20 protein-coding genes and 2 riboswitches are annotated in these 20,531 nt (G+C 60.6%); of the genes, 14 read left to right on the top strand and 6 right to left on the bottom strand.

The features are described from left to right. The gene (locus FEF26_RS02435; protein WP_138251949.1) at nucleotides 1-837 is read right to left on the bottom strand and encodes an ornithine carbamoyltransferase; all 837 of its coding nucleotides are present in this window, start codon (nucleotides 835-837) and stop codon (nucleotides 1-3) included. 132 nt (nucleotides 838-969) lie between these two features. Between FEF26_RS02435 and FEF26_RS02430 the strand changes: the two genes are divergently transcribed. The 9 genes from FEF26_RS02430 (at nucleotide 970) to FEF26_RS02390 (ending at nucleotide 9,544) form a co-directional block, all read left to right on the top strand. After that, nucleotides 970-1,857, top strand: a complete 888-nt coding sequence (locus FEF26_RS02430; protein WP_138251948.1) for a fructose bisphosphate aldolase — start codon at nucleotides 970-972, stop codon at nucleotides 1,855-1,857. Nucleotides 1,858-2,027: 170 nt separating this feature from the next. Beyond that, on the top strand, nucleotides 2,028-3,050 hold the full coding sequence (fbaA, locus tag FEF26_RS02425; protein ID WP_138251947.1) for a class II fructose-bisphosphate aldolase: 1,023 nt from the start codon (nucleotides 2,028-2,030) through the stop codon (nucleotides 3,048-3,050). 55 nt (nucleotides 3,051-3,105) lie between these two features. Continuing rightward, nucleotides 3,106-3,903: an HAD family hydrolase gene (locus FEF26_RS02420; protein ID WP_138251946.1), complete on the top strand. Its 798-nt coding sequence runs from the start codon at nucleotides 3,106-3,108 to the stop codon at nucleotides 3,901-3,903. Between the two features lie 214 nt (nucleotides 3,904-4,117). Beyond that, nucleotides 4,118-5,194, top strand: coding sequence for a PhnD/SsuA/transferrin family substrate-binding protein (locus FEF26_RS02415; RefSeq protein ID WP_138251945.1), 1,077 nt, complete (start codon nucleotides 4,118-4,120; stop codon nucleotides 5,192-5,194). 100 nt (nucleotides 5,195-5,294) lie between these two features. Then, the gene (gene phnC, locus FEF26_RS02410; protein ID WP_138251944.1) at nucleotides 5,295-6,164 is read left to right on the top strand and encodes a phosphonate ABC transporter ATP-binding protein; all 870 of its coding nucleotides are present in this window, start codon (nucleotides 5,295-5,297) and stop codon (nucleotides 6,162-6,164) included. Continuing rightward, nucleotides 6,161-7,240: a PhnE/PtxC family ABC transporter permease gene (locus FEF26_RS02405; protein WP_138251943.1), complete on the top strand. Its 1,080-nt coding sequence runs from the start codon at nucleotides 6,161-6,163 to the stop codon at nucleotides 7,238-7,240. Before phnC ends, FEF26_RS02405 begins: the two co-directional genes overlap by 4 nt. Next, on the top strand, nucleotides 7,237-8,418 hold the full coding sequence (locus FEF26_RS02400; RefSeq protein WP_243730361.1) for a PhnE/PtxC family ABC transporter permease: 1,182 nt from the start codon (nucleotides 7,237-7,239) through the stop codon (nucleotides 8,416-8,418). Before FEF26_RS02405 ends, FEF26_RS02400 begins: the two co-directional genes overlap by 4 nt. 47 nt (nucleotides 8,419-8,465) lie before the next feature. After that, nucleotides 8,466-8,891, top strand: a complete 426-nt coding sequence (locus FEF26_RS02395; protein WP_138251942.1) for a DUF3151 domain-containing protein — start codon at nucleotides 8,466-8,468, stop codon at nucleotides 8,889-8,891. Then, nucleotides 8,891-9,544, top strand: coding sequence for a thymidine kinase (locus FEF26_RS02390; protein ID WP_138251941.1), 654 nt, complete (start codon nucleotides 8,891-8,893; stop codon nucleotides 9,542-9,544). The genes FEF26_RS02395 and FEF26_RS02390 overlap by 1 nt, the downstream gene beginning before the upstream one ends. Nucleotides 9,545-9,551: 7 nt before the next feature. Here the strand turns inward: FEF26_RS02390 and FEF26_RS15650 are convergent, their stop codons facing one another. Next, nucleotides 9,552-9,707 (bottom strand): hypothetical protein, encoded by a 156-nt coding sequence (locus tag FEF26_RS15650; RefSeq protein WP_166432881.1) that lies wholly within the window; start codon nucleotides 9,705-9,707, stop codon nucleotides 9,552-9,554. A gap of 95 nt (nucleotides 9,708-9,802) precedes the next feature. On the opposite strand from FEF26_RS15650, the gene FEF26_RS02385 reads away from it, so the two are divergent. Together FEF26_RS02385 and FEF26_RS02380 are read left to right on the top strand one after the other, a co-directional pair. Further along, nucleotides 9,803-11,089 carry an adenylosuccinate synthase gene (locus FEF26_RS02385; protein ID WP_138251940.1) on the top strand — a complete coding sequence of 429 codons (1,287 nt, stop codon included), beginning with the start codon at nucleotides 9,803-9,805 and terminating at the stop codon, nucleotides 11,087-11,089. Nucleotides 11,090-11,126: 37 nt separating this feature from the next. Further along, on the top strand, nucleotides 11,127-12,014 hold the full coding sequence (locus FEF26_RS02380) for a ribokinase (RefSeq protein ID WP_138251939.1): 888 nt from the start codon (nucleotides 11,127-11,129) through the stop codon (nucleotides 12,012-12,014). A gap of 6 nt (nucleotides 12,015-12,020) precedes the next feature. On the opposite strand, the gene FEF26_RS02375 is transcribed toward FEF26_RS02380, so the two are convergent. Genes FEF26_RS02375 through FEF26_RS02360 form a run of 4 tightly spaced genes read right to left on the bottom strand, consistent with a single transcriptional unit; the run spans nucleotide 12,021 to nucleotide 16,511 of the window. Further along, nucleotides 12,021-12,560 (bottom strand): CoA-binding protein, encoded by a 540-nt coding sequence (locus FEF26_RS02375; protein WP_138251938.1) that lies wholly within the window; start codon nucleotides 12,558-12,560, stop codon nucleotides 12,021-12,023. A gap of 4 nt (nucleotides 12,561-12,564) precedes the next feature. Next, nucleotides 12,565-13,860, bottom strand: a complete 1,296-nt coding sequence (locus FEF26_RS02370; protein WP_138251937.1) for an O-acetylhomoserine aminocarboxypropyltransferase/cysteine synthase family protein — start codon at nucleotides 13,858-13,860, stop codon at nucleotides 12,565-12,567. After that, a complete protein-coding gene (locus tag FEF26_RS02365; protein ID WP_138251936.1) occupies nucleotides 13,857-15,965 on the bottom strand; it encodes an acetate--CoA ligase in 2,109 nt (702 codons plus the stop codon). The genes FEF26_RS02370 and FEF26_RS02365 overlap by 4 nt, the downstream gene beginning before the upstream one ends. A 6-nt stretch (nucleotides 15,966-15,971) precedes the next feature. Continuing rightward, nucleotides 15,972-16,511, bottom strand: coding sequence for a flavin reductase family protein (locus FEF26_RS02360; RefSeq protein WP_138251935.1), 540 nt, complete (start codon nucleotides 16,509-16,511; stop codon nucleotides 15,972-15,974). A 7-nt stretch (nucleotides 16,512-16,518) separates the two neighbouring features. Next, nucleotides 16,519-16,606: riboswitch (SAM riboswitch) on the bottom strand. A gap of 166 nt (nucleotides 16,607-16,772) precedes the next feature. Further along, a riboswitch (SAM riboswitch) is annotated at nucleotides 16,773-16,862 on the top strand. A gap of 8 nt (nucleotides 16,863-16,870) precedes the next feature. Between FEF26_RS02360 and FEF26_RS02355 the strand changes: the two genes are divergently transcribed. From FEF26_RS02355 to mgrA, 3 genes are all read left to right on the top strand, one after another. Next, nucleotides 16,871-18,091 (top strand): acyl-CoA dehydrogenase family protein, encoded by a 1,221-nt coding sequence (locus tag FEF26_RS02355; RefSeq protein ID WP_138251934.1) that lies wholly within the window; start codon nucleotides 16,871-16,873, stop codon nucleotides 18,089-18,091. A gap of 93 nt (nucleotides 18,092-18,184) precedes the next feature. Then, entirely contained in the window at nucleotides 18,185-19,402 is a 1,218-nt protein-coding gene (locus FEF26_RS02350; protein ID WP_138251933.1) for an acyl-CoA dehydrogenase family protein, read from the top strand. 58 nt (nucleotides 19,403-19,460) lie between these two features. Continuing rightward, nucleotides 19,461-20,531 carry an L-glyceraldehyde 3-phosphate reductase gene (gene mgrA / locus FEF26_RS02345; protein WP_138251932.1) on the top strand — a complete coding sequence of 357 codons (1,071 nt, stop codon included), beginning with the start codon at nucleotides 19,461-19,463 and terminating at the stop codon, nucleotides 20,529-20,531.

Genomic DNA, 20,531 nt, shown 5'->3' with positions numbered 1-20,531 from the left:
TCATAGGGCCTGGTCCCAGGAGTCGGCAAGGCAGAAGGCCATGATCGCTTGTTGGACAGGAAGAAGTGACGCCTTGAAGCGGTGTCCTACGAATGAATCGTGAGTCAGAGCATCGGCGCTGACCTCGCGCCCTCGTTTGAAAGGCGGGCACGGGGCGAACTGGGCCCCAGTTGGGGCAGCGTCAAGAAGTGAAGAAGTGATTTGGTACGGTGCCAAAGCTTCGCCGTTATCGCCCGGCCCGTCAGTGATGATCACGTCCGCGCTCTGGACTGCGCTGTGAAGATCCTCCACCCACTTCTGATTCGGCGTGGCGAGGCTTTCAGGACAGCACTGCACCACATCGAGTGACAGCACACGCGCTGCTTCCTGCCACGCTCTGGCAATGTTGCCGTCGGCACCAACAAAGAGGAAGCGAAGGGTGCGCAAGTCGCCACGCTGTCGGAGTGTATAGAGGTCCGAGAGCACCTCACAGGGGTGATTGGCATCAGACATAGCGTTGATGACGGGCAACGCATGGGAAACGGCCAGCTCATCCATCACACTGATCCGACCATGGCGCACCACCAGGAGATCTGCCCAAGTCTGTATATACCCGGCGGCATCCGAGAGGGCTTCATCCTTGTTCAAAGTCTCACTGGGCAGCACGATCGGCTGAAGCCCCATCAGCGCCGCGCCGCGTTCGAAAGTGACTCTAGTGCGCAGGCTGGTGCTCGGAAAGAACATGACAGCCGACCCAGCCACCGTGGGCCCCGCCCCAGAGCGGAACGCATCGGCTAACGCGAACACGTGCTCCACATCATTTTCTGACCAGCTGTCGAGCCGTATTAGGTTCCTCATAGGCTCACGATACTGGTGGGCTCTCACCAAGGTGGAGTCCAAGCTGACTGTTACCCCATACTAAAAACTAATGAGAAGTGTTAGCATTAGGCCTGAGTTGCCCACTACAACTGAGGCTTGAGGAGAGTATGCATGGTCGACCAGGAGGAGCTCCACCGCTTCGGAACCAGGCAGGGATTCGTTGCCGCACTAGATCAAAGCGGAGGAAGCACACCCAAGGCCCTGCGCCTCTACGGGATCGAAGACACGGAATACAGCTCCGAGGAGGAGATGTTCAGCCTCATCCACCACACGCGCACCCGAATCGTCACTAGTCCACCATTCAACGGTGACCGGATTCTCGCCGCAATTCTCTTCGAAGAAACGCTCAACGGAGAGGTGAGTGGCAAAGGGTTCGCACAGTACCTCCGGGAGGACAAAGACGTCATCCCCCTGCTGAAGATAGACAAAGGGCTTGAGGACGAGCAGCACGGCGTCCAGCTCATGCGTGAGATCCCTGGCCTTGACGACCTGCTCAAGCGTGCAAAAGATGTCGGCGTGTTCGGAACCAAGGAACGCTCCGTCATCCATGCGGCCAATGCCGAGGGTATTGCGGCCGTCGTCGCCCAACAGTTCGAGCTTGGGCAAAGAGTCCTTGACGCAGGACTCGTTCCTATTCTGGAACCTGAGGTCAGCATAGGGACGGCAGACAAAGAACAAGCCGAATCTGTTCTCAAAGATGAGATTTTCCGCCATCTGGAGCAGCTGGGCGAGCAGAAGATCGCAGTCAAAGTCACGATCCCCACTGTGGACAACTTCTACGCAGATCTCATCGAACACCCCAAGGTAGTGCGCGTGGTCGCACTTTCCGGCGGATACGCCCGCGACGACGCCAATGAACGGCTCAGGCGCAACAACGGACTGATTGCCAGCTTCAGCCGGGCCCTCTTGGCCGGACTGACAGCCCAGCAGAGCGACGAGGAGTTCAACAGCACTCTGGACTCTACGATCGAATCCATCTACCGGGCCTCGACGACTTAAGGAGCCACGCTGCCCAAGAGACTCTGACAAGCTTCGTGGCCTGCCATAGGATGGGGTCACAGCAGCGCTGTGACTTCGTTTCCCTATGCCCCGTGGTCCAAGTATCCCTGGGTGAGGGTCAAACGGCTCACTGCGCTGTGCCGTCAGATCCAACGTCAAAGGAGCTCAGCGTGGCCATCGCAACCCCTGACAAGTACAACCAGATGATCGACTCGGCTAAGGCCGGTGGTTACGCCTACCCAGCGGTCAACGTCACCAGCTCCCAAACGCTCAATGCCGCCATCAAGGGATTCGCAGACGCGGAATCAGACGGCATCATCCAGGTCTCCACTGGCGGAGCCGCATACTGGTCGGGCCCTTTCATGAAGGACATGGTCGCCGGTTCCCTGGGCTTCGCAGCTTTCGCCAAGCAGGTCGCGAAGAACTATGGCGTCAACATCGCGCTGCACACTGACCACTGCCCGCAGGACAAACTCGACGACTTCGTCCTGCCGCTGCTGGAAGCCTCAGAGGCTGAGGTCAAAGCAGGCCGTGACCCCATCTTCAACTCGCATATGTGGGATGGTTCCGCAGAGACTCTGGAGGAGAACCTGCGAATCGCTGCTGAGTTGCTGCCCCGCAGTGAAGCTGCCAAGCAGATCCTCGAAGTGGAGATCGGCACCGTTGGTGGGGAAGAGGACGGCGTCGAGAACGAGATCAACGAAAAGCTCTACACCACAGTCGATGACGCCATAGCCACCATCGAAGCACTCGGCCTTGGAGAGAAAGGGCGGTACATCACCGCGCTGACCTTCGGCAATGTGCACGGAGTCTACAAGCCCGGAAATGTGAAGCTGCGGCCAGAGATCCTCAAGGACATCCAAGAGCAGACCTCCGCCAAGTACGGCAAGGACAACCCCTTCGATCTGGTCTTTCATGGCGGCAGCGGCTCCACCGACCAAGAGATCTCGGACGCAGTGAGCTACGGTGTGATCAAAATGAACATCGACACCGACACCCAGTACGCCTTCACCCGCCCTGTGGCCGACCACATGCTGAAGAATTACGACGGGGTGCTCAAAGTGGACGGCGATGTCGGAAACAAAAAGACCTACGACCCCCGTGTCTGGGGCAAAGCCGCGGAGGACAACATGGCCAAGCGAATCGTCGAAGCAGCAGAGAAGCTCGGTTCAGCCGGAAAGTCCATTAAGTAAGACGCGCTCGTGGCAAGCCTGAGGAGGAACAACGGAGCGGATGAGACGTAAGTAAGTGATACGAAACAAGCTGCTCCTGTTGGATTTCGACGGCACCCTCTGCTTAGGGGATGATCCAGTCCTCGCCTACGCGGACCAGGTCGATGCCATGCTGGGCCAGCGGTCCCTGCCGGGACCCGGGGGACGGACTGTGCGGGAGGTCGTGACAACGGCCTTCGCGCAGAACGTCCTGCTGGCCGAGGAAATTGAGTACGACGACGCTGGAACTCCGGTTACTGCAGAGACCGAAGAACCTCCCAAGGAGGAAAAGGCTCACCCCGTTGCTTGGCCTCTCCAAGACGGGTACCAGCTGGTCCAGCTCCTCGCCAGCCAATCTGGGCTCACCCAGGAGGAGGCTGGCCAGGCATTCCGTCAAGCGCGCCGGCACCTGGTCGGTGCAGGTCTGGACGCGACCGACTTGCACACCCCACCAGAGGCCCCCGACCTATTGGATGAGCTGCGCGAGTCTGGGATCATCGCCGTACTCGCCACGAATGCCCCGGCGGAAGGTTTCGACACCTGGTTGCAGGCACTGGGCCTGCAGAACAGCTTCGATGCGGTCATCAACTCCGCTCAAAAACCCTTCGGGATGCCGCAGGCTCTGGAACGGGCTCGGCACATAGGCCAGCCGCCGATCCCAGAGAAAAACATACTCTCCATTGGTGATATCTGGGCCAACGACCTGGCACATGTGAAGGCTCTAGGCGGATACACCATCCTCATCGACCGGTTCCAGACAGCCCTCGGCGCGCCCCACCTACGGGTCAGTACGTTCGCCGATTCTGTGGAGGCCATTCGCCGCTGGGCAGGCTAAACGCTGTTTAGTTGGGCTCCTGAGCCGGTGAAAGTTAACACTAGATGACAGCTTGGAGAAATGGGCGCTTTCAGGTTGTCGCCAGGTTCAGCGCCACTTAGAGTGAGATGAGACTTGTGGGCCTTTCGCTCCCAAGACTGTTCGGGCGTGGCCAGAACGGCTTCGCTCCAGCAACCGCACCTGCACCTTGACTGGACTCGAAGGAAACTCCCATATGCGTATGAACACCAAGTCAGCTTTTGCGCTGGCCAGTGTCTTGACCCTTTCTCTTGCGGCCTGTGCCGGTGATCAGGACGATGTCACTGGCGATGACACTGACGACGACGATGTCGCCGATGTGGAGGACACTGACAACGGTGCCGACGGTGGCGAGGATGCCACCGGTGAGATCGAATCCGTCGATTCGATCACCATCGGCCTAGTCCCGGCCACTGACTCAGCCACCGAAGCTGAGGAAGAGAACGCACAGTCTTTGGCTGACCAGCTCTCTGAATCGCTGGGCGGATTCGACGTCGACATCTTCTTCGCCGACAGCTACCTCGGTGTGATCCAGGGTATGCAGTCAGGAGATGTGCAGCTGCTGATGTCAGGCCCTGTTGGCATGATCCAAGCCGAGGACGAGGCAGGCGGCACCCCGATTCTGCAGTCGCTGCGCTACGGAGCAGACACCTACGTCACCCAGTGGTTCACCAATGACCCCGACACCTACTGCCTGGACGACGAGCCGGTCGCCGATGAAGACGGATTCCTCTTCTGCAACGGCATCCTGGATGAGGAGACCGGAGAGCTCGCCGACTATGGCCCAATGGGTGAGGACGCTCTTGAACTGATCGACGAAGGCACCAGTGTTGCCTTCGTCGAAGAGGGCTCCGCTTCAGGTTTCTACTTCCCGCAGACTCAGCTCAATGAGCTCGGCGTAGAGGTGGACGCACAGTTCGCCGGCGGCCATGACCAGGCTGTGGAAGCTGTCTACAACGACGAATTCACCATCGGAACGTCCTTCGATGACGCCCGCGCCAACATCGTCGACGACAACCCTGATGTGGGAGAGGAACTGGTCGTGTTCGCATGGGCCGGCCCTATTCCCAATGACGGCATCGTCGCGTCCGATGAGTTCACCGATGAAGAGCTCGACATCCTAGTGGATGCATGGTTGAGCTTCGCCGAATCAGGTGACCTCGACGAGGGTGACCCGCTCTACGACGTGTACGAGATCAATGGATTGGTACCGGCTGACGAGGAAGCTCTAGACGTCGCACGCCAGGTCTACAACGACTTCGGCGACCAGTGACCAGGCCGCTCATCTGAACTGAGAGGAAACCCCTGATCTTCGGTGTGCGCACACAGGCGAATCGCTGAGTCCGCACACCGAAGATCAGGACCCCTTAACCATGATTAAGTTTGAGAACGTCGACGTCGTCTATCCCAACGGTTACAAGGGACTGAGCGACATCAGCCTGGAGATCAACCAAGGCGAGTTCGTGGCCATCATCGGACTCTCCGGGGCAGGGAAGTCGACACTGATCCGCGCGGTCAACGGACTCGTCCCCTACACCAACGGCACACTGACCGTGGGCGAGACCGTCGTGGACCCCAAGAACAAGTCCAAGCTGCGGAAGCTGCGCTCCAAAGTTGGCATGATCTTCCAGCAGTTCAACAACGTCGGGCGCATCAGCGTTCTCAACAACGTGCTGATCGGACGTTCAGCCTTTACCCCGACCTGGCGTTCACTCATTGGCTGGTACGGCAGCCAGGATAAAGAAGTCGCCTTCCAATCATTGGAACGCGTAGGGATCGTAGAGAAAGCCTACAACCGCGCCGCAGCACTCTCCGGCGGGCAACAGCAGCGCGTGGCCATCGCGCGAGTTCTGGCCCAAGATCCGGAGGTCATCCTGGCTGACGAGCCGGTCGCCTCCTTGGATCCGCCCACTGCGCGAAAGGTTCTCGGCGACCTCCGCACCATCCAGCGGGATCTGGGAATCACCTGCGTGGTGAACATGCACCACCTGGACCTCGCAAGGGACTACGCTGACCGGATCATCGGTATGCGTAACGGCGAGGTGGTCTTCGACGGCCCCACGCAGGACGCCACCGACAGCGTGATCGCCGATGTCTACCAGCGCCCGCTCTCAGCTGAAGAAATCAGCCAAGCGCAGGGGGACGGGCGTCTCGGTGCGGGTGTGGAGAACCCCACAGAATCTGACCTCACTGAGGCAGTGACGGCTGCCAGCAGCGACAGTGACCGCAAGGACACTGTGTGAGCAAAGCTGTCACCAAGCGCTCGGATGCCGCAGCACCCCCAGCGCAAGGGCAGAACCGCCCCAAGCCGCCCACCCCCAAAGTCCCGCCCTATCTGGGGCTGGTAGTCCTGGCGGTTGCGATCTTCGGTTTTTTCTTTTGGACGTGGGAAGGCACCGCCGTCCTGTTCTTCCCGCTAGGTGACACGGTCCTGTGGGCACCGCGAGATCCGCTCATCGGCCTCATCATCATGATCCTGGCGTTGCTCATCTGTTGGAAGCTGCGGGTGACGCCCATGGGCGCTTTCGGCGGGCTCGCTATCATCGCGATCACCTACTGGGCCGGATCCAATATCCACTTCATCGACCGCATCGCAGAGGTGCCTGGTCGGTTGACCGGTGGAAACACCCGGCAACAGCTGGTCGGGTACTTCAACCCCGACTGGAGCTACCTCTTCCTCCATAATGTGGCAGGAACGTCTCGGCCCATCTGGGGCGAGTGGCTGATCACGCTGTGCATGGCCGTGGTGGCCACGATCATCGGGTGCTTCATCGGGCTTCTGCTCGCCATGCTCGCCTCACCAGTGTCCAGCTTCAACAAGGGCACAAGCCAAACCATCAAAGCCATCAACTCAGTCGTCCGATCCATCCCCGACGTCGCCTGGGCGCTCTTGTTCGCCGCGTTCATCGGCGGCACCGCCTACGGGCTCGGAGCCCTAGCGGCCGTGTTGGCACTGATCATGTTCAATATTGGCATCGTGGCCAAGCTGCTCAGCGAATCCATAGACGCTATACAACCGGGTCCTCTTGAAGCGGCTGATGCCGCAGGCGCCAACCTCATCCAACGCGATCGAGTGGCGGTGCTGCCCGCCGTTATGCCCAGCTTCATCTCTTACAGCCTGTACGTGTTCGAACTGAACATCAGGGCTTCAGCTGCGCTGGGGGTTGTCGGAGTGGCAGGTATCGGCGGGGAGCTGAGCCGACAGATCGGCCGCATGTCCCAGGGGTACGAGAATGTTGGAGCCATCCTCTGGGCCCTGGTGTTCGTGGTTCTGCTGGTGGACCTGCTGTCCTTGTCTATCCGGAGGAAACTGCTGTGAGCCACGGGTACAAAGTCTCCGCCGCGATCGTCGGTGCAGTCCTGCTCGCCGCAGGTGGATTCCTGCTGACCTACGCACCGGCTGCGGAGTCCTCAGATGTCTTCTCACGGATGATGTGGGGGCTGGCAATAGGAGCCGGCGCCTTCGCGCTAGCGTTGACGATCTACGGCCTGGCCTACGTGGGCACCAGGAAACAGCGGACCCAAGCGCAGCAGCGCTCAGATGCCGGTCACCACCAAGGCGGCTACACACCCGACCGGCTCGACATGCGCCCTGTGAAGCCCGTGAAGTTCTGGTACAACATGGCACTGATCATGATCGGCGTGCTGTTCATCTCCTCAGCAGCAGGCACCGGGATGACCCTCAGCGCTCTTCTCGAAATGCCAGCAAGAATCTGGGACTTTGGCCTCCAAATGGTCGGGGGAGTTGCGCAGGTGCCAGATGAACAGGCGCGTGGCAACTGGTCCTCCGCATTCGACGCGATGTTGGAATCAGTGGCCATCGCCTGGATCGGCACCATCGTTGGCGCGATATTCTCGCTGCCCTGCGGCATCTTGGCGGCCCGGAATATGACCCCATTGGCCACCTACATTCCGATGCGTTTCATCCTCTCCGTGATCCGCGCGGTGCCAGAAATCGTCTTCGCCGTCGCCATCTTCATCCCACTCCTCGGTGTGGGCCCTGCCGATCGAGGGGGAGCGATGGCTGGAGCTTTTGCTCTGGGCATCAGCTCGATCGGAACACTGTCCAAGCTGATCTCCGAATCGATAGAGGGCGTGGACCGGGGGCCTCTGGAAGCGTCCCGTGCCGCCGGTGCGAGCCATATCCAAGTCATCCGCTGGGCGGTGCTTCCACAGGTCTTGCCCGAAGTCATTGCGATCTGGCTCTACCGGTTCGAGGTCAACATTAGAGCCTCCGCCATCCTGGGAGCTCTCGGCGCCGGAGGTATCGGTCGCCTGATCAGCCCACCCAATGGGCTCTTCGGCCAACGGCCGTATGACTGGGAAGCCATCGGCATCACATTGTTCGTCATTATCGCCATCACTATGCTCGTGGACCAGACATCAGGGTTTGTCAGGCACCGGGTCATCCACGGCAAGACGGTGAAGCAGAAGAAGCAGAAGCCCGGCGACTTAGCAGCCCAGGAACCAGATCCGCCGAAGTCCGTTGCGGTCTGATTTGGGTCTCGCGGAGACAAGCCCCTGACCCAGTTAGGATGAGCAGTATGAGCATCCTCGGTAAGAATCTAATGGAGCCCGAACCTACATTGTTGCCTCCCGAACCGGAGGTCGTTGAGTCCCTGGCCACGGGTGAGGAACCCGTAGACCTGGCAGCTCAACACCCGACCTCGTCCCTGGTGTGGGCCCTATTGGCAGAAGAAGCATTAGACGCCGGCTACACCGTTGAGGGGTACGCCTACGCCCGGGTCGGATATCACCGTGGGCTCGACACACTGCGCGCCAATGGGTGGCGTGGGCAGGGGCCGGTACCTTGGGAGCACGAGCCCAACCGGGGTTTCTTGAGATCGCTGGCCGCTCTGGGACAGGCCGCCGCCGCCATCGGAGAGGTCGGTGAGGTCGAGCGCATTGGTGACCTCCTCAATGACTGTGATGGCACCGCAGCTGAGCAGATCACCACGCTGCGGAGCTGATGGCCAAGCTTTACTTTCGCTACGGAGCGATGAACTCCGGCAAGTCCACTGGATTACTGCAGGCGGCGTTCAATTATGAGGAACGTAACCAGCGGGTACTCCTGGCCAAACCTGGCGTGGACACCAAAGGCGACGATCAGATCGTCTCCCGGCTGGGAGTGGCCCGCAGCGTCGACTTCCTTATCGCCCCAGAGGCTGGCCTCCGAGACCTCTACCACCGCCACGCCACCGCAGATCCCGCAGGCACCCTGCTGGAAGGACTCGCGGAAGGCGAACCGAACAGTTCTCCGGCCGAGGTCAAGCCCGTGGCATGTCTGTTGGTGGATGAGGCTCAGTTCCTGACCCCTACCCAAGTTGACGACCTTCTGCGCATCGCGGTCTTGGATGGGGTTCCTGTCCTAGCCTATGGAATACGCACAGATTTCCGTACCCACGCCTTTCCCGGCTCAGCCCGGCTGATGGACCTGGCCCATGCGCTCGAAGAGCTGAAGACCATCTGCAGTTGTGGCCAGAAAGCGGTTTTCAACACCCGCCGGCAAGGTGAGGCGGTGATTTTCGATGGAGATCAGATCGCCATTGACGGAACCGACGTCTGGTACGAGTCGCTCTGTGCTTCCTGCTACCTTGAGCTCTCCGGAGGACGGCTGGGCTAGGGGCAACTTACGCGCTGCGGCTTCCCTGCGACTGCTTTCGGCGCACCAGAGCCCGTAGAAGTCTGTAGCCCACCCAAAGCAGCAGTACCTTAGGGAGGGCCAGCTTGGTCAGAATTCGCGCCTTGAACAGGGTGATGAGGAGCTTCTTGATTGCAGCAAACATACCGAGAAGACTAGTCAGCCGGGCTTAGCGCATGCTGGGTGGACCGTTGGTAGACTCAGTGAGGCTCAACACCCGCCTCGGAAGGACTCCCGCTCATGCCAGCCATTGTTATCGTCGGTGCCCAGTGGGGCGATGAGGGAAAAGGCAAGGCGACTGATCTGCTTGGCTCCCGAGTCGACTATGTGGTCAAGCCCAACGGAGGCAACAACGCCGGTCACACCGTGGTGGTCGGCGGGGAAAAGTTCGAGCTGAAGCTCTTGCCGGCCGGGATTCTCTCGCCCAACGCCACTCCTGTCATTGGCAATGGTGTGGTCGTCAACCTCGAAGCGCTGTTCGAGGAGATCGACGGCTTGGAAGTTCGCGGAGCTGACACCTCCAAGCTGCGTATCAGCGCCAATGCGCACTTGGTGGCGCCATACCACCAGACGATGGACAAGGTCACCGAACGGTTCCTGGGCAAACGTGCGATCGGCACGACCGGGCGGGGAATCGGGCCGACGTACATGGATAAGGTCGGACGTCTGGGCATCAGGGTCCAGGACATTTTCGACGAGTCCATCCTCCGGCAGAAGATCGAGGGGGCTCTGCGTCAGAAGAACGAACTTTTGGTGAAGCTCTACAACCGCCGCGATATCACCGTAGATGAAATCGCCGAGTACTTCTTGTCCTTCGTGGAGCGACTGCGCCCCATGGTGATCGACAGCACGATTCTGCTTAATGACGCCTTAGACCGTGGTGAGGTGGTGCTCATGGAGGGCGGCCAGGCCACATATCTGGACGTCGACCACGGCACCTACCCCTTTGTGACGTCATCGAACCCAACGGCCGGTGGAGCCAGCGTCGGCTCAGGGATCGGCCCAACCCGGATCAATCGATCGGTGGGCATCATCAAGGCCTACACGACCCGCGTAGGTGCTGGCCCGTTCCCCACGGAACTGTTCGACAACTGGGGTGAGTTTCTGCAGAAGACTGGCGGTGAGTTTGGCGTGAATACCGGACGACCTCGCCGGTGCGGCTGGTACGACGCCGTGATGGCCAGGTACGCCGCGCGAATCAACGGGTTCACTGACTTCTTCCTGACCAAACTTGATGTGCTCACCGGAATCGAAGAGATTCCAGTGTGCGTGGCCTACGAGATCGACGGTGTGCGGCACGACCAGATGCCCATGACGCAGACTGAGTTCCATCACGCAAAGCCGATCTATGAGAACTTCCCCGGCTGGACTGAGGACATCACTGGGGCCCGCACGCTGGATGACCTTCCGGAGAACGCGCGGAACTACGTGCTGACCTTGGAAAAAATGTCGGGCGCGAAATTCTCTGCTATAGGAGTGGGTCCAGGCCGTGACCAGGTCGTCCAGGTCCACGACCTCATCAACTAGCCCCTGCAGCACACTCTGAAATGAAGGAACTGCGCACATGATGGAAGAATCCCCGACGCTGCTGGTCTTCGGATCCATCAACCAAGACATTGTGTTGCGCGTCCCCGAGTTTCCTGAGCCCGGACAAACCTTGAAAGCCCTCAGCGCCTCACGAGCGACCGGAGGCAAGGGTGCAAACCAGGCCGCCGCAGCGTCCCTGCAAGGAACCCCAACACGCATGATAGGAGCCGTGGGCAACGACTCCGGAGGAGCAGAAGCCCGAGCCGCTCTGGAGTCTGCAGGTGTGGATACATCCTCGTTGATGGTCTCCGATGACGCTGCGACAGGCACCGCGTACATCAACGTCCGTGGCGACGGTGAGAACACCATTGTGGTCGAGCCGGGAGCCAATGCTGCACTGAGCGGGCGCACAGCGGAAAATGTCTTCGCCGATGCTCGGTGGGCCCTGCTCAGCCTCGAGGTACCAGAATCTGCAGCTTTGGAGTTCGCAACCAGGGCTCAGAGACTCGGTGTGCGGGTGGCGCTGAACGCGTCGCCTAACCTCTCCGGACCTCTACCCGAAGGTCTAGTGGATCTGCTGATCGTCAATACCGTGGAAATCAGCAGCCTCGCAGGGTCCGCATGGCAACAGATCGAGGACCTGCCCGCGGCGGTCGGGGTGGAGTCGGTGGTGGTGACTCGCGGCGGAGCTGGCGCCGACCTCTTTCAGCGAGGGGAGCCAGTCCAGCATGTTCCGGCTGAGGCTGTGAAGGTGGTGGACACCACAGGATGCGGCGACGCATTCGCCGGCGTCATGATGGCAGCTCTTACTCAAGGTGCTCAGTATCAAGACGCGCTGCGCCAGGCAACGTCCTTCGCTGGCCGCGCAGCCGAGCACCCCGGCGCCATGTCCGCCTACTTCCGCATCCCCAAAGCCAAGGACTGAAGGCGATCAGCGGTCGACGATTTGCCGCTTGGCGCTGATCACCCCAGTGTCGAATCCCCCGAGGTGCAGGTTACCGTGGAAACGGCCGTGCTCAATCTTGATGCACCGGTTCTGAACCGCGTTAAGACCTAAATCGGTGGCCACCTGCATCGCCTCATCCGAGTGGATGCCCAGCTGAACCCACAGGGTCTTGGCTCCCACCTCGGCAGCCTCCTTAGCCAGGTCCGGAAGATCGGCAGGTTTACGGAAAGCGACCACCACATCAGGGGCCTCCGGAAGGTCAGCCAATGAGCCGTAACCTGGTTGGCCGAACACGGTCTTGCCCACCAGCCGTGGATTGACGAAGTACAACTGGTAGCTGGAGTCCGAAGCCAGGTACGTCGCCACGAAGTAGCTGGCCCGGGACGGCTTGTCGCTCATACCAATGATCGCCACTGATTTCGCGCTGCGCAGCAACTGCAGCCGGCGTGCCGGCCCAGGCTCTTCCCACACCCCGTGTGGGTGTTCTGCCGTGGTGTTGTCAGTGACTGTTGGCGTCGTCGTCATCTCTTCACTCTCCCTTGGTGGCTGTCTCTAGGGCCTGGTCCAGGTCCCAGATGATGTCTTCAACGTCCTCAAGCCCCACAGAAATCCTGATCATGTCCGCAGGAATCCCTCCGGCCTCTAACTGAGCCTCACTGAGCTGCTGGTGAGTCGTGGAGGCGGGGTGCAGGATGAGTGTGCGGGCATCGCCGACGTTGGCCAGGTGGCTGGCCAGCTGCAGAGATTCGATGAAGCGGATGCCGTTCTCCCTTCCGCCGGCGATCCCAAAGCTGAAGACGGAGCTCACGCCATCAGGCAGCAGTTCTTTGGCGCGCTCATGATGAGGGTGGCTGGGGAGCCCAGAGAACCTCACATAGTCCACCCTCGGATCGGCCTCCAACCACTCTGCGACCTGCTGAGCATTCTTGGTGTGCTCGGTCATACGCTGCGGAAGGGTCTCAATTCCCTGAATGAGTTGGAAGGCCGCCTGCGGGGTGAGGCTGGGCCCGAAGTCGCGCAGCTGTTCGGCACGAAGCTTGGTGAGGAAGCCGTACTCGGCAAAGTTCCCCCACCAGGAGAGGCCGCCGTAGGACTCCACCGGTTCCGTCATCTGAGGGAACTTCCCGTTGTCCCAGGGGAACCGGCCAGATTCGATGACGACGCCGCCCAGTGTGGTGCCGTGCCCACCGAGGAACTTGGTCACCGAGTGGGTCACAATATCCGCCCCATGGTCCAGCGGACGGAAGAGATACGGAGTGGTCAGGGTCGAATCAACCACCAGGGGAATCCCATGCTCATGGGCCACCTCAGCGAGGCCGGGAAGGTCCACCACATCCGAGGACGGGTTGGACACCACCTCGGTGAAGACCAGTTTGGTGTTCTCCTGCAGTGCGGCCTTGAAGTCTTCGGCCTCGTCCGAGTTCACGAAAGTGGTCTCAATGCCGAACCGGCGCAGTGAGACGTCCAGCTGTGTGATGGTTCCGCCGTACAGCTTGGAGCTGGCCACAATGTGGTCGCCCTGCTGGCACAGCGCTGCGAAGACCAGGAACTCCGCACTCATCCCGGAGGCGGTCGCCACTGCCCCAATCCCACCCTCCAGGGACGCCAGGCGTTCCTCCATAGCTGCGACAGTCGGGTTGCCGATCCGCGAGTAGATATTCCCGAACTTCTGCAGCGCAAAGAGATTGGCGGCGTCGTCAGTGTCCTTGAACACGAAGGATGTGGACTGGTGGATGGGCACTGCCCTTGTGCCATAAGTGGCGTCTGGGACTGCCCCGGCGTGCAGGGCGCGGGTGCGGAAACCAAACTTGTGGTCGCTGGTCATACTGGTGTGTTCTCCTTCGCGGGTGCTGTTCTGCGAGTCTCGCAGATCTTTTGGATCTGCGGCACACATGGCTCGTTCTGCAGGCTTGTGGTGTCGCCGAGTGGTTCGCCGTCGTGCAGCTGTGTCAGCAGCCGACGCATGATTTTTCCCGACCGGGTCTTGGGCACCTCAGGTACAGGGATCACCGTGCGGGGCTTCGCGACCGGTCCGATCACCTGTGCCACGTGATTCCGAAGTGCGTTCAGCAACGAGGGTTCGGCCGCGCGGTCCCGCTGGAGGCGGAGGCGAGCCGCCTCGGTGAGCACTACGAAGGCCACGGCGGCGTGCCCCGAGGTTGCGTCATAGGCCGGTGCCACGCCCGCCTCCACCACATCGGGGTGGCTGATTAGGGCGGACTCAATTTCAATGGTCGAAAGCAAGTGGCCGGAGACATTGATCGCGTCATCGGTGCGGCCAAGGATCCAAATATCACCGTCGTGATCCCGTTGGCCAGCATCCCCGGCGAGGAACCACCCCCGGTCGGCGTATTTCTCCCAGTAACTGGTGTAGTACCGCGACGGATTACCCCATACAGTCCGTGCCATGGAGGGCCCAGTATGGGTAAGTACCACGTGGCCCTGCACCCCTGGGGCTGTGGGGTGACCGTGATCGTCGACGACGTCTGCTCCCCACCCGGGCATCTCCTGGGCCACACTTCCCGGTTTCTGGTGAGCAGATTCAGGCCGCGGACTCAGCACCGTGGACCCGGATTCGGACTGCCACCAGGTGTCGACCAGCGGCAGAGCGGGCTCCCCATCCGATGTCACAGTGTCCCTGCCGACTTGCGCGCGCAACCAATTGGCTGCTTCCGGGTTGACGGCCTCACCCACAGTCCCTGCGATACGGATGGAGCTCAGGTCATAGTCCGCAGGGACCCCATCGGGGAACCAGCCCATTAATGAACGCACCAAAGTAGGGGCTGTGTAGTAGCTGGTCACTCGGTGCTGCTGAATGATGTCGAAGTGCCTCCCCGAGTGCGGAACATTGGGAACGCCTTCATAGATCACCTGCGTGGCTCCGGCCGCCAGCGGACCGTAGAGCTCATAGGTGTGAGCAGTCACCCAGGCCAGGTCCGCAGTGCACCAGTGCACATCATCTGCCCGCCGGTCCGGATCAGGGTTGGCGAAGAGCCGCAGGTAGCTGAACAGTGCCCCAGTGAGGTAGCCGCCGGTAGTGTGCACCAGCCCCTTGGGTTTACCGGTCGTTCCTGAGGTGTACATGATGAACAGCGGAGTCTCAGCCTCAAAGAATTGGGGTTGATGGTCCTCAGCCGCTGTCTCCACCACATCATGCCACCACAGGTCACGGCCCAAACCGTTCCCATTAATGTCCTCGTTGGTCCAGCTGACCTCCGAACCAGTCCTGCGCACCACCAGGACATGCTCGACCGTCCCGCCCGCGTCAACGGTGAGGCCCTTCACGGCAGCGTCTGCGTTCGCTTTCACTGGGACTGCTGAGCCGCGGCGGTACTGGCCGTCGGTGGTGACCAGCAGCTTGGCACCGGTGTCTTCGACCCGGAACCTGAGAGCTTCGGCGGAGAATCCTCCGAAAACGAGCTGGTGGACTGCGCCAATACGGGCGCATGCCAATGTGATCACAATCGTCTCGACCAACACCGGCAGGTAGATGACCACTCGGTCTCCGAGGCCGACACCTAGACGTTCCAAGGCATTGGCGGCCTGGTTCACACGGCGTTGAAGATCCGCATAAGTCACCGATTCAGCGTCCCCGGGCTCACCCTCAAAGTGCAGAGCCACCCTGTTGCCGCGGCCTGCCGTGACATGCCGGTCGACGCAGTTGACTGCGGCGTTGAGGCGCCCGCCGGCAAACCACTGAATATCGGGCCCGCGGCCAGTTTCAGGGTTCGGCGGAGTCCATGACTGAGTGGTGTGCCATGGCGTGTGCCACTCCAGAAGCTCCGCTGCCTTCGCCCAGAAGGCCAACCGGTCTGCCTCAGGATGTGAAGTCCCACTGACCGGTTCCTTCCAATGATGGACGTCGGCGGCACCAGCCTCGGCAGCCTGGCCGTGGGCAGACTCATGCTCTGTGGGGTAGGACGTGCTCACTGCCGCTCAGGCCTCGCTGGACGGTAGGGGAGTGAAAGCGCTCTGGTGGAAAACCAGGCCATTGCGCGTCGGATCCGCCGCGAGGTCAAGCACCTCCAGGACCACAATGTCGTGGTCACCCGCGGTGAACTGATTGTAGATGCGGGTTTTCAGCCACAGGGGCGTTTCGGTGAGGACTAGAGTTCCGTCGTCGTCGGTGGCGTACTCAACATCTGCAAAGCGCTGGGCCCTGTCTTTGGACGCGATCTTCCGGCACAGCCCCTGCTGATCAGAGCCGATAACCGATACGCCGAGGTGGGACGCTTCGTCACGCAGCAGCGGCCAGGTGCCCGATGTGTGTTGGACGGCGAAGGTCACCAGCGGAGGCTCAAGAGAAACCCCCACGGTGAAGGTGGAAGCCACCAGGCCCTGTGGGCTGCCGTTGATCTCAGCGCCCACCACCACAATGCCCTGTGGGAATTGTGCAAAGGCGGCACGGAGTTCCAACGGATCCAAGGCAGCGGCGCGCACAGCGGGCTTCGCGAGGGTTGCAGCAGACAAACTCATAGAGAATCTCCCATCGAACCTGGCGGTAGCACCCGGCAGGTTCCGGGTTGCTGCGGCGTCACAGAGCCAGATCTCTCGGCCGCTCGGGATGGACACCATTACCGTACGCCTCTAGGCGCCGACCGAGCAAAAACGCGTGTCACATTTCGAGACTTTCTCTGGTGCCGGTCATGACGCTGCATGACGTGGACCGGGGGTCGATTTGGGAAACTTCGCCGTTTGAGCATTAGAGTAAATGCGCCTTGAACTTTTTAGGCGTCACGACCATCAAGAGCGATCGAGGGATCTGGCCCGCAGACATCGCAGCAACCCCCTGATAAGGGCCGGTGCTAATGCCAGAGACGATGGAGGAGAGAACCATGAATGCTCGTACACCCGTGTCCGATCTTCCCCTGCCTGAGGAGCTGCGTACCGCGATCGCTGCCGCCGGGGAGAACGCACTCAACCGCGAACTAGACCGCACCTTGGCCTACGACGAGGTCCGAAAGCTTGCTGATGCTGGCCTCGGCCGGCTCAGAACCCCGGTTGAAGCCGGTGGTCTCGGGCTGTCTTGGGTTGACACCACTGAGGTGATGGTGGAGCTCGCTGCTCAGGACAGCAATATTCCGCAGATATTCCGCGGGCACTTCGCCGTGCAGGAGGACGTGCTGTGGCGCGGGCCCCAGGATGAAGTGGCCCGCGGCTGGCTGAAGCGCATCAGTGCGGGAGATCTGGCCGGCAACGCCTGGACCGAACCCGGCAAAGGAGGGTTCCACGAGTCGGGGACCGTGGTCTCTCAGACCCAGAATGGTCCCGTGGTCACCGGTGTGAAGTACTACACCACTGGCTCCATTTTTGCCGACTGGCTCGACGTCACTGCCAGGGATGACGAAGGCAATGAGCTGGGCATTGTGGTCCAACGTGACCAGCCGGGAGTCACCATCAGCGATGATTGGAACGGCTTCGGGCAGCGGACCACTGGGTCAGGCTCCGCCACACTGAACAACGCCACCGTCACCGAGTCTGAGATCAGGCTGCTCACCGACCGGTTTCCCTATCAGACTGCCCTCTATCAACATATTCTGCTCATCGTGCTGGCTGGTATAGCCGAAGCAGCCGCCCGGGATATCGCCCAGGCGGTGGCGACGCGCACCAGAACCTACTCTCACGCTAATACGCGCACGGCGGCCACCGACCCACAAATCCTGCAGGCTGTGGGCGAGGTCGACGCCGTCGCAGCCCTTGCACGGGCACAGGTCCTCGAAACCGCGCGGGTACTCGACAAGGCATTCGCCAGCCGTAAGCTAGAGACCGCCGCACAAGAAGAAGCCGCCGATGAGGCGGAATTCGCCACCGGACGAGCGCAAGTCGCCCTGCACAGGCCGGTACTGGAAGCCACCGCACGGATACTCGACACCCTTGGAGCCTCAGGCACAGACCGCTCGAAAGCGCTCGACCGGCATTGGCGCAACGCTCGGACAGTGACCAGTCACAACCCCTGGATCTATAAAGCACGGATCGCTGGTGACCACCGAGTCAACGGCACCGCACCCGTGCGCCTGTGGAGCGTCGGCGAGCCACAGCGCACCACGACCGTCTAGACAACGTCCCCGTCGGGTACCCACACACCACGCGAGAGCATGAGCCTGGCTGCAGTCCGGCCTGCTCGCCAGATGAGAGAAAGACAACCACTGATGACCGAAACACCACGCTCACACTGGACCGGAAACGCGCCCACAGAGGAAGTGCTGCACTGGAGTCAGATCGCAGAAAACGTGGCTCAGACTCTGGCCCAAGACGCCGTGGCCCGTGACCGCGCCAACGAGACTCCCTACGCAGAGGCGAAGCTGCTGAAAGAATCTGGCCTAGTGACCCTCCTGATCCCTCAGCAGTTCGGAGGCGGTGGGGCGCACTGGTCAACCGCGTTCGAGGCAGTGCGAATACTTGCCCGTGCTGACGCGTCCATCGCCCAGTTGCTGGCCTACCACTACATCAATGAAGGCAATATCGTCTTCACCATCGCGGACCCTGCCAAAAGGGAACGCTGGTACCGCGACTCAGCAGCAGGCCAGTGGATCTGGGGCGACTCGGTCAACCCCACCGACCCTGATCTGACATTGGAACCAGCTGGCGACGGCTGGGTCCTGACAGGGAAGAAACGCTACTCCACCGGATCCGTGGTGGGGGACGCGCTGCTCGTCAATGCCCGCATCACCTCAGGCCATGAAGAAGGAAAGGTTCTCACCTTCGTTTTGGAAAACGGCCGAGAGGGCGTGACCTACGTCGACGACTGGGACTTCCTTGGCCAGCGGCTTTCCTCATCCAATACCGTCACCTATGACCACGTGAAAGTCCGCCCTCATGATGTGTTGGACGCCCTGAGCGATGAACCATACTCCACACTCGTCACCGCAGGGATCCAACTGGCTTTCGGGAACCTCTACCTGGGCATCGCCGAAGGGGCACTGGGCAAAGCTCGTGATCTCATCAACGCCCGGCCCAACGCCTGGTTCCTCTCACCGGCGGATAAGTACCGTCACGATCCGTTCGTGCAGCGCCTGGTGGGCGACTTCAAGGCCCGAGCGGCCGCAGTGGCAGCTCTGGCTGAGAAGGTGAATCGGCGCTTCGAAGATGTCGTGGCCCTCGGCGACGGCGTCACAGCACAGCTGCGCGGAGAACTCGCCATTGAGATCGCTGAACTGAAAGTCATCTCATCCGATGTGACCACACAGCTCACCCATCAAATCTTCGAAGCCACAGGTACCTCTTCCACTGCATCAAAGCATGGGTTCGACCTCTACTGGCGCAATATCCGCACCCATTCGCTGCACGATCCGGTGGACTACAAGAAACTCGAAGTGGGCGCCCACTACCTCAACGGCGAATTCCAGCCCTTGTCCCTCTATACCTGAGTGGCGACCGGCTCGGTACAGTAGCCCCAGGGAATCCACACCTAATGAAGGAGTAGCGGTGACACAGTCAGTCGATGTATCTGCTTGGGGTCAGGAGACCCACACCCCCTATACGGCAGCCGAGAGTCGGTACTCACAGTTCAACTACCGGAGGGTCGGACGCAGTGGGCTGTTATTGCCTCCGATCTCTTTGGGCCTGTGGTGGAACTTTGGCGACTCGACACCCTTCGCCGATCAACGCGAGATCATCCGACACGCCTTCGACTCCGGAATCACTCACTTTGATCTGGCCAATAACTACGGTCCGCCCTACGGAGCGGCGGAAGAAAACTTTGGACGCATCATGGCCAAAGATCTCAAGCCCTACCGCGATGAACTGATTATCTCTTCCAAATCCGGCTGGGACATGTGGCCGGGACCCTACGGCAATTTTGGATCTCGGAAGTACACCCTGGCCAGTTTGGACGAGGCCCTCGGCCGTATGGGCCTGGACTACGTGGACATCTTCTACTCTCACCGTGTTGATCCGGATACCCCACTTGAAGAGACCATTGAGGCGTTGGATGCTGCTGTGCGTTCCGGCAAAGCGCTCTACGTGGGGATCTCTTCCTACTCAGCGGAACGGACCAGGGAAGCTGCGCGCATCGCACGGGAGTTGGGCACCCCACTAGTGATTCACCAACCTGCCTACTCCATGCTCAACAGATGGGTCGAAGACGGCCTCTTGGACACTCTGGAGGAGACCGGACTAGGGTCGATTGCCTTCACCCCGCTGGCCCAGGGCCTTCTGACCGACAAGTACCTCAAGAACCCTGAGGCGAAGCCCTCTGGTGGGCGGTCTTCCCTGCTGGGTCACCACCTCAGTGACGACAACCTCAACAGGCTGCGGCAGCTCAACGACGTCGCAGCAGCGCGCGGACAAACTCTGGCTCAGTTGGCCATCGCCTGGCTGTTGCGTGACGGCGGTGCCACATCAGTCTTGCTGGGAGCATCATCAACTGCTCAGTTGGATGAGAACCTCGCAGCAGTGAGCAACACCAACTTCTCATCGGATGAGCTCGCCGCTATCGACACCATCACCCAAGGTGACACCGGTATCAACATCTGGTCGGTTTCCTCCGAACTCTGA

The sequence above is a fragment of the Nesterenkonia salmonea genome, from assembly GCF_005771525.1.
GTDB lineage: Bacteria > Actinomycetota > Actinomycetes > Actinomycetales > Micrococcaceae > Nesterenkonia > Nesterenkonia salmonea.
The sequence above is the reverse complement of the archived record's forward strand: the minus strand, read 5'-3'. Positions and strand labels throughout refer to the sequence as shown.

Coding starts and splice junctions, on each gene's coding strand:
- FEF26_RS02385 (WP_138251940.1), top strand. CDS start 9,803: ATGCCAGCCATTGTTATCGTCGGTGCCCAGTGGGGCGATGAGGGAAAA.
- FEF26_RS02350 (WP_138251933.1), top strand. CDS start 18,185: ATGACCGAAACACCACGCTCACACTGGACCGGAAACGCGCCCACAGAG.
- FEF26_RS02370 (WP_138251937.1), bottom strand. CDS start 13,860: ATGACCAGCGACCACAAGTTTGGTTTCCGCACCCGCGCCCTGCACGCC.
- FEF26_RS02360 (WP_138251935.1), bottom strand. CDS start 16,511: ATGAGTTTGTCTGCTGCAACCCTCGCGAAGCCCGCTGTGCGCGCCGCT.
- FEF26_RS15650 (WP_166432881.1), bottom strand. CDS start 9,707: ATGTTTGCTGCAATCAAGAAGCTCCTCATCACCCTGTTCAAGGCGCGA.
- FEF26_RS02390 (WP_138251941.1), top strand. CDS start 8,891: ATGGCCAAGCTTTACTTTCGCTACGGAGCGATGAACTCCGGCAAGTCC.
- FEF26_RS02430 (WP_138251948.1), top strand. CDS start 970: ATGGTCGACCAGGAGGAGCTCCACCGCTTCGGAACCAGGCAGGGATTC.
- FEF26_RS02395 (WP_138251942.1), top strand. CDS start 8,466: ATGAGCATCCTCGGTAAGAATCTAATGGAGCCCGAACCTACATTGTTG.
- phnC (WP_138251944.1), top strand. CDS start 5,295: ATGATTAAGTTTGAGAACGTCGACGTCGTCTATCCCAACGGTTACAAG.
- FEF26_RS02435 (WP_138251949.1), bottom strand. CDS start 837: ATGAGGAACCTAATACGGCTCGACAGCTGGTCAGAAAATGATGTGGAG.
- FEF26_RS02355 (WP_138251934.1), top strand. CDS start 16,871: ATGAATGCTCGTACACCCGTGTCCGATCTTCCCCTGCCTGAGGAGCTG.
- FEF26_RS02380 (WP_138251939.1), top strand. CDS start 11,127: ATGATGGAAGAATCCCCGACGCTGCTGGTCTTCGGATCCATCAACCAA.
- FEF26_RS02375 (WP_138251938.1), bottom strand. CDS start 12,560: ATGACGACGACGCCAACAGTCACTGACAACACCACGGCAGAACACCCA.
- FEF26_RS02415 (WP_138251945.1), top strand. CDS start 4,118: ATGCGTATGAACACCAAGTCAGCTTTTGCGCTGGCCAGTGTCTTGACC.